This is a genomic window from Aerococcus sp. HMSC23C02, assembly GCF_001806805.1.
Classification (GTDB): domain Bacteria; phylum Bacillota; class Bacilli; order Lactobacillales; family Aerococcaceae; genus Aerococcus; species Aerococcus sanguinicola.
This window is the reverse complement of sequence record NZ_KV786059.1, coordinates 10,916-17,747: the sequence shown is the minus strand read 5'-3', so window position 1 is coordinate 17,747 and position 6,832 is coordinate 10,916. Positions and strand designations below refer to the sequence as shown.

Sequence of the window (6,832 nt, the reverse complement as noted above, 5' to 3'; positions counted from 1 at the left end):
AGCACTCCAAAGCTGCTCTTGCGAACCCGACTAGGGTGAGAGCAAGAGCGCACAATTCCTACACAAAAGCTTCGAATGCGGCCTGTAAGCACAAAATTCATTAGAATACAGCAATACTATTTTCTAAAATCATCTTCAACAAGCTAGCAAGCTCTTAGCTAGCTTGTTTTCATTATGTTGGGGCAAGCTAGCTTGTCTAGCCGCTGCCCAACTTTCAAATAGATATGGACTTTGAAAGTAGAGGAGGTCGAACTTTTAAATGGAAGCGGAGTTTGAGAGTAGCACGGACCCAACTCTTAAATGGACGAGGAGTTTGAAAGTAGCGTGGACCCAACTTTCAAATGGACAAGGAGTTTGAGAGTAGCGGAGGTCGAACTTTCAAATCGAACTGGTATTTGAAAGTTGCCACCATCTTACTCACTAATAAATGCCTATCAAGACAGTTTAATTCAAAATAAAAAGGAAGCAGCAGATTTTTCAACCATCTACTGCTTCTTTTTTGCTTATCTCTGTTTTAGTGTCAGTGACTAATGATTTAAAAAATTTATTACAATTGTTTTGAGCAGGAGCGGACTTTGAATTTGATCGTTAGCCATGAAAAAGCAAGCGATGTGAATTACGGATAGTCGGCGTAAGCCGTTACTAGCCGTTTGAAGCTCGCTAGGTGAGAGACCTTGGCTCGAGCCGGTGCCATGGCTCTTCAACGATCAAATTCAATAGCGGAACGGATGCTCTCCAATACCATGCATCAAAGCTTCCTTATTTTTTTCAAATTCAGGCCAAGCACATATAAAATCAGGATCAAAAATTGAAGGGCAAAAGGAATCGTCACAGAGAATATGCTTTCGATGAGGGCCAGGACTAAGAAGATAAAGAGAGCATGCAAAGAAGTGATTATGAAAGACCGTAAAATTTCTCGCGACATAAGCATTCCTCCTCAAAATTAATTCAATGCTTTCATTAAAGTCAGACTAACACATTAAAGCGCTTCAGCCAAATGAAAAAAACAGGCCAAGACTTATTGCTTCGATTCAGAAATAAAACATGCTAGACTGGTTACTGAATGTAAGTGAAGACGGAAAAATAAAACAAAGGAGCAATTATTTTATGACAAGACAGGTGACTGAATCAGCGACTAAAGTAAGGACGCGAGCGGTGGCGATCAATGCCCTGGACCCCAAGATTTTAGCGAATTTCTACCAAGAAACAATTGGTCTCAGCCAAATTGAGGTCAAGGATGAGGTGTATTACTTAGGGACAGCGGATGGTCAGGTCCTTCTCGAGATCTATCCGACTGATGAGCGTAAGAAGGACTATACGGGTCTCTACCATATGGCCTTCCTCCTGCCCAGCCGCAAGGACCTAGCCAATAACTTCAAGCACCTCCTCCAGGTCAAAGCGCCCCTGGATGGTGCTTCCAACCACGGCTACAGCGAGGCCCTCTACCTCCAGGACCCTGAGGATAATGGAATTGAAATCTATGCTGACAAGGACCGATCTGAATGGGATATCAATGAATCAGGGGCTATCGCTGGGATCGTTGAGCCTATAGCGGCAGAGGAAGTCCTCGCCCTGGCTGAAGCAGGCGACTACCAGGGCATGCCGAACGGAACCATCATGGGCCACATCCATCTCCACGTCCATGATATCGAAGAAACCCTTAACTTCTACTATGACGTGATGGGCCTCGGCGTCAAATTCCTCATGGGCAAGTCCGCCCTCTTCATGGCGACCGGTGACTACCACCACCACCTTGGGGCCAATGTTTGGCGCAAGGACATCGACCCACAGGCAGACTACACCAGCCAGGGTCTCCGCGAAAGCATCTGGCAGGGGAGCCAAGACGACCTGGACTGGGTGGAAGACCAACTCCAAGCCAAGGCGATCGACTATGACAAAGACGGCTCCAGCCTCATCTTCCACGACCCCGCCCAAACCCAAATTCGCTTAGTGTTAGCATAATTAAAAAGCCGTTCAAGCAAGACTGAGCTGTCTTGTTTGAACGGCGTTTCTATTTTTTGTTTTAATTTTTATTTTAAAGACTAGTAATTAAATAACACGTTTAGACAATTTATTTATGAGCAGTAGTGAAGCTTTGAAGTTGGTCGTTAGCCATGAAAAGCAAGCATTATGAATTACGGATAGTTGGCGCAAGCCTTACTAGCCGTTTGAAGAATGCTAGGTGAGGGACCTTGGCCCGAACCGGTGCCATGGCTTTTTAACGACCAAATTCAAAAGCGAAACGAATGCTCATTCATGCTATTAACATATTACGTATTTCTATTTAATTTCTTAGTCTTCCTCCTTCCGACCCTCCCACCAGTAGTAGAGGACGATGAGGAAGGCGATATTTCCAGGTATGGAGCTAAAGGCCTCCAAGAGGGCGGGTGACCAAAAGTATTCCAAGATACCGTTTAAGAGTGTATCGATGATAAGACACCAAAAAACAATTTTTAAACTGGAGCGTGGCATATCGGTTCCTCCTTGCTTAGGGGGCTGAGCTCGCTTTTTCAATAGGCGAGCAAGTGATGGTTGGCAAGTCAATACAAATAAATGTTTACGCTTACATGATAACATGCTAGGCTTTTGGCGTGAAATGATAGGCTCCTAACTTGTAGAAGTCTTCTAAAGATAAAATTATGAGCACAGGGGGCTTTTTTTTGATACAATAAAGTAGACAGATTAGAATATGTGCGAAGAATGTCAGACTCGAGCTGGGATTCGGAAGAAATGCGAGGGGGAAGGAGCGCATTTCCTTCCTTTTTTCTTTCTTGGCTTGTGACTGCGCGGCAAGCGACTAAGGAGGTAATTAAAATATGGGAAAGGTAATTGCGGTTGCCAATCAGAAAGGTGGCGTTGGTAAGACCACCACGACAGTGAACCTGGCGGCCTGCCTGGCTTACAATGATAAGAAGGTTCTCTTGATCGATAGCGATGCCCAAGGGAATGCCAGCAGCGGCCTAGGGATCAACAAGGCAGAGGTCGAAGAGGATATCTACGATGTGCTCATTAATGGCAAGGACTTGGCAGATGTGACCCTGCCTTCTTCCCGGGAGAATGTGGATGTTGTCCCAGCGACCCTGCAATTGGCGGGGGCTGAGGTGGAATTGACCAATGTCCCCCACCGCGAGCAGCGGATGAAGGAGGCTATTGCAGCGGTTCGCGACCAGTATGACTATATCTTTATCGATTGCCCGCCTTCCCTGGGCCATCTGACCCTCAATGCCTTCACCGCAGCGGATTCCGTCCTCATTCCTGTACAGAGTGAGTACTATGCCTTGGAGGGGCTGAGCCAGTTGCTTAACACTATTCAACTGGTTCAGAAACACTTCAATCCGCACTTGAAGCTGGAAGGGGTCTTGATGACCATGTATGACGCGCGGACCAATCTCAGCAATGAAGTGGTCCAAGAGGTGCGCAAGTACTTCGGCGACAAGGTCTATGACACTCTGATTCCGCGCAATGTCCGTTTATCCGAAGCCCCTTCTTATGGCCTAGCCATTATCGACTATGACAAGCGATCGCGGGGTGCGGAAGTCTATCTTGAATTAGCAAAGGAAGTGCTGGCAAATGACGACTAAGAACCGTGGTTTAGGTAAAGGGATCGGCGCTTTCTTCTCCGATGAAAGCAATCCTTTTGAAAAAGATTATATCGGAAGCGACAGCCAGGGTCCTGCCCAGGCGCCGCTTGATCCTGATCATGAGCAGGTGGTAGAGGTTGCCCTTGATGAGATCCGCCCCAACCCTTACCAGCCGCGGCTCAATTTCTCAGAGAAGGCCCTGCAAGAGTTGGCGGATTCCATTGCGGAGCAGGGGCTCCTCCAGCCTATTATCCTCCGCAAGTCGGCTATTAAGGGTTATGAGATTATTGCAGGGGAGCGCCGTTACCGGGCGACCAAGCTGAATGGGGCAGAGACCATTCCCGCCATTGTGCGCGAGATGACCGATGCCCAAATGATCGAAACTGCGATCATTGAGAACTTGCAGCGGGAAGACCTAACGCCCCTAGAAGAGGCCCAGGCCTATCAGAATTTAATTGATAGCTTGTCTCTGACCCAGGCTGAAGCGGCCAAGCGTTTGGGTAAGAGCCGGTCTTATATTGCCAACTACCTCCGCCTTTTGGATCTGACACCGGAAGTGAAGGAATTGGTCCAAGACGGCGACTTGTCCATGGGCCAGGCCCGGACGCTTTTGGCCTTGAAGAACCCTAAAGACCAGACCCGACTAGCCAAGAAGGTGGTCAATGAGGGGATGACGGTCCGCCAATTGGAGAAGATGGTCCAGAGCCTGAATGAACCCGTCGAAGCTCAGAAGAGTCAGAAGGTCCAAGCGCCGCAGAAACCGACCTATATCCGTGAGAGTGAAGACCTCTTGATGGACAAGTTCGGGACCAATGTGCAGATCCAGAGCAAGGGGGACCACGGCAAGATCGAGATTGAATACTTGTCCGAGGAAGACCTGACCCGGATCTTAGATTTATTGAATATTCGCCTAGATGATTAAGGAGGGGATAGGATGGTAGACAAGAATTATGCGCTCCATGACGTGGTCGAGATGAAGAAGCCCCACCCTTGTAAGACCAATGCCTGGAAGATTATCCGCATGGGGATGGATATCCGGATGAAGTGCCAGGGATGTGGCCAGTCTGTGATGATGCCACGGCGCGAATTTGAAAAGAAAATGAAAAAAGTCCTTGAAAAAGCAGAAAATGAATAGGAAAGCGAGTGAACGATAAGCAATGGCTTTAACAGCAGGAATTGTCGGCTTGCCTAATGTGGGTAAGTCAACCTTATTTAACGCAATTACTAAGTCGCAGGTGGAGGCAGCCAACTATCCATTTGCGACGATTGACCCTAATGTGGGCGTGGTGGAAGTCCCTGACGACCGCCTCTGGAAGATTACCGAAGTGGTGGACCCTAAGAAGACGGTCCCTACGACCTTTGAATTTACCGATATTGCGGGGATTGTGAAGGGTGCCTCCAAGGGGGAAGGCCTGGGAAATAAGTTCCTGGCCAATATCCGTGAAGTGGACGCTATCTGCCACGTAGTCCGCTGTTTCGACGATGAAAATATTACCCACGTGAGCGGTGGTATCGATCCTAAAGACGATATCGAAACCATCAACCTGGAACTGGTCCTCGCCGACTTAGAAAGCGTCAGCAAGCGCTATGAAAAAGCAGCTAAAATGGCTAAGTCCAAGCAGCATGAAGCCGTTGTCGAAGCCAATGTCTTGGGCCGGATTAAGGAAGCCCTGGAAGCCGGCACGCCTGCCCGGGCCTTAGACTTCAACGAAGAAGAGATGGGCTTTGTTAAACAGCTCTTCCTTTTGACCATGAAACCCGTCCTCTATGTCGCCAATGTGGAAGAAGAGGATGCCGCATCTGGCGACAACGAACACGTCCAAGCAGTTCGTGAAATTGCCGATGCCGAAGGGGCCCAAGTGGTTGTTGTCTGCGCCAAATTGGAAGAAGACCTGGCAACCATGGAAGAAGACGACCGGGCCATGTTCCTGGAAGATCTCGGCATGGAACAATCTGGTTTGGATGTCTTGATCCAGCGGTCCTACACCCTGCTTGGCCTGGCCACTTACTTTACCGCAGGGGAACAAGAAGTTCGCGCTTGGACCTTCAAGAAGGGCATGAAGGCCCCTCAAGCTGCTGGGATCATCCACTCCGACTTCGAGCGTGGCTTCATCCGGGCAGAAACCGTCCACTACGATGATTTAATGACTTACGGCAGCATGCAGGCTTGCAAGGAGCACGGCAAGTACCGGTCGGAAGGTAAGGATTATGTCGTTCAAGATGGCGACATCATGCTCTTCCGCTTCAATGTTTAGGAGGTTTTCTGATGACACAAGACCAAGCTGTTAAAGACCAGGAAGTGAGCCTGGCTGACCTCCAAGAAGAAAACCAGAAACTCTATCCCGAACTGACCAAGCGCAACCAAGACTTCATCTTCCAATTCAATAAGGAAATGAAGGCCCAGGGCGCTGAAGAAGCTGCCATCCGCCACGAAAACACTATGATTAAAGAAATGTTGGACAAGCAGGGCCAGGGCATCACGGCCAACCATCTCTACGGCACGCCGACCCAATATGCCCAGCAAGTCCTCTACGGTCCTAGTGAAGTCGAAGTGAAGCCTGCGACCTTCCAACAAATCTGGTTGGACAGCTCCCTATTTATCGGGGGCATGTTCGCGGCCTTGGCAGGGATTGGCGCCCTCAGCAGTAACCAGGCCAACAATAACCAATCTTTCGGTGTGATTTCTTTAATCATTAACTTCGTCCTCGGTGGCCTAGCCATGGCGATCCTGACCTACTACCAACAAAACATGGACCGGGACGCCAAGCACCCCATCCTCCGCTACATCGGCGTCGGAGCCGCCGTGGTCATCATCTGGATCGGCGTCGTCAGCCTCAGCACCGCCCTCATCCCAGCCAACATCAACATCGTCCTCCCCTCCTTCCTCTACTTCGCCATTGCCGTCATCGCCTTCGTCGGCAGATGGTGGTATAAGAAAACCTATAACATCCAGACAAACACAATGTTTTAATAAGGGTGTGAGCAAGAGCGTTTAGCTTTGGATGCTTGGAGTAAGTCGGGATAAGGGCAGGCCTTGCTTGCACGTTCCCGACTTGCGAAAGCACTCCAAAGCTGCTCTTGCGAACCCGACTACGAAGGGTGTGAGCAGTTGCGTCCAGACTTGAATGACTGGAGCCCAAACGGAAAAGAGCGGCTTTAGCCGATCGTTCCGATTGGGTGAAGTCACTTCAAGTTTGCAACTGCGAACCCGACTATAAAAGGGTGTGAGAGGATGCGGGAGAAAGGGACCT

At 49.1% G+C, this 6,832-nt stretch carries 7 protein-coding genes; 6 read left to right on the top strand and 1 reads right to left on the bottom strand.

Annotation, left to right across the window (positions count from 1 at the left end):
• The first annotated feature begins 1,107 nt into the window (after positions 1 to 1,107).
• Complete coding sequence (locus HMPREF3090_RS06390) at positions 1,108 to 1,962, top strand: VOC family protein (protein ID WP_067973714.1); 855 nt, start codon at positions 1,108 to 1,110, stop codon at positions 1,960 to 1,962.
• A 330-nt stretch (positions 1,963 to 2,292) separates the two neighbouring features.
• On the opposite strand, the gene HMPREF3090_RS06385 is transcribed toward HMPREF3090_RS06390, so the two are convergent.
• Positions 2,293 to 2,472: a hypothetical protein gene (locus HMPREF3090_RS06385; RefSeq protein WP_067973718.1), complete on the bottom strand. Its 180-nt coding sequence runs from the start codon at positions 2,470 to 2,472 to the stop codon at positions 2,293 to 2,295.
• A 344-nt stretch (positions 2,473 to 2,816) separates the two neighbouring features.
• Between HMPREF3090_RS06385 and HMPREF3090_RS06380 the strand changes: the two genes are divergently transcribed.
• Genes HMPREF3090_RS06380 through HMPREF3090_RS06360 form a run of 5 tightly spaced genes read left to right on the top strand, consistent with a single transcriptional unit; the run spans position 2,817 to position 6,552 of the window.
• On the top strand, positions 2,817 to 3,581 hold the full coding sequence (locus HMPREF3090_RS06380; RefSeq protein WP_067973721.1) for a ParA family protein: 765 nt from the start codon (positions 2,817 to 2,819) through the stop codon (positions 3,579 to 3,581).
• Positions 3,571 to 4,503 carry a ParB/RepB/Spo0J family partition protein gene (locus tag HMPREF3090_RS06375; protein ID WP_067973725.1) on the top strand — a complete coding sequence of 311 codons (933 nt, stop codon included), beginning with the start codon at positions 3,571 to 3,573 and terminating at the stop codon, positions 4,501 to 4,503. Before HMPREF3090_RS06380 ends, HMPREF3090_RS06375 begins: the two co-directional genes overlap by 11 nt.
• Positions 4,504 to 4,515: 12 nt before the next feature.
• Positions 4,516 to 4,716 carry a DUF951 domain-containing protein gene (locus HMPREF3090_RS06370; protein ID WP_067973728.1) on the top strand — a complete coding sequence of 67 codons (201 nt, stop codon included), beginning with the start codon at positions 4,516 to 4,518 and terminating at the stop codon, positions 4,714 to 4,716.
• A 22-nt stretch (positions 4,717 to 4,738) separates the two neighbouring features.
• Positions 4,739 to 5,836, top strand: a complete 1,098-nt coding sequence (gene ychF / locus HMPREF3090_RS06365; protein WP_067973732.1) for a redox-regulated ATPase YchF — start codon at positions 4,739 to 4,741, stop codon at positions 5,834 to 5,836.
• An 11-nt stretch (positions 5,837 to 5,847) separates the two neighbouring features.
• On the top strand, positions 5,848 to 6,552 hold the full coding sequence (locus HMPREF3090_RS06360) for a DUF1129 domain-containing protein (RefSeq protein ID WP_067973735.1): 705 nt from the start codon (positions 5,848 to 5,850) through the stop codon (positions 6,550 to 6,552).
• Positions 6,553 to 6,832: the final 280 nt, after the last annotated feature.

What these genes read in the sequence shown, in the direction of transcription:
- HMPREF3090_RS06390 (WP_067973714.1), top strand. Translation starts at nt 1,108, where the DNA reads ATGACAAGACAGGTGACTGAATCAGCGACTAAAGTAAGGACGCGAGCG.
- HMPREF3090_RS06385 (WP_067973718.1), bottom strand. Translation starts at nt 2,472, where the DNA reads ATGCCACGCTCCAGTTTAAAAATTGTTTTTTGGTGTCTTATCATCGAT.
- HMPREF3090_RS06380 (WP_067973721.1), top strand. Translation starts at nt 2,817, where the DNA reads ATGGGAAAGGTAATTGCGGTTGCCAATCAGAAAGGTGGCGTTGGTAAG.
- HMPREF3090_RS06375 (WP_067973725.1), top strand. Translation starts at nt 3,571, where the DNA reads ATGACGACTAAGAACCGTGGTTTAGGTAAAGGGATCGGCGCTTTCTTC.
- HMPREF3090_RS06370 (WP_067973728.1), top strand. Translation starts at nt 4,516, where the DNA reads ATGGTAGACAAGAATTATGCGCTCCATGACGTGGTCGAGATGAAGAAG.
- ychF (WP_067973732.1), top strand. Translation starts at nt 4,739, where the DNA reads ATGGCTTTAACAGCAGGAATTGTCGGCTTGCCTAATGTGGGTAAGTCA.
- HMPREF3090_RS06360 (WP_067973735.1), top strand. Translation starts at nt 5,848, where the DNA reads ATGACACAAGACCAAGCTGTTAAAGACCAGGAAGTGAGCCTGGCTGAC.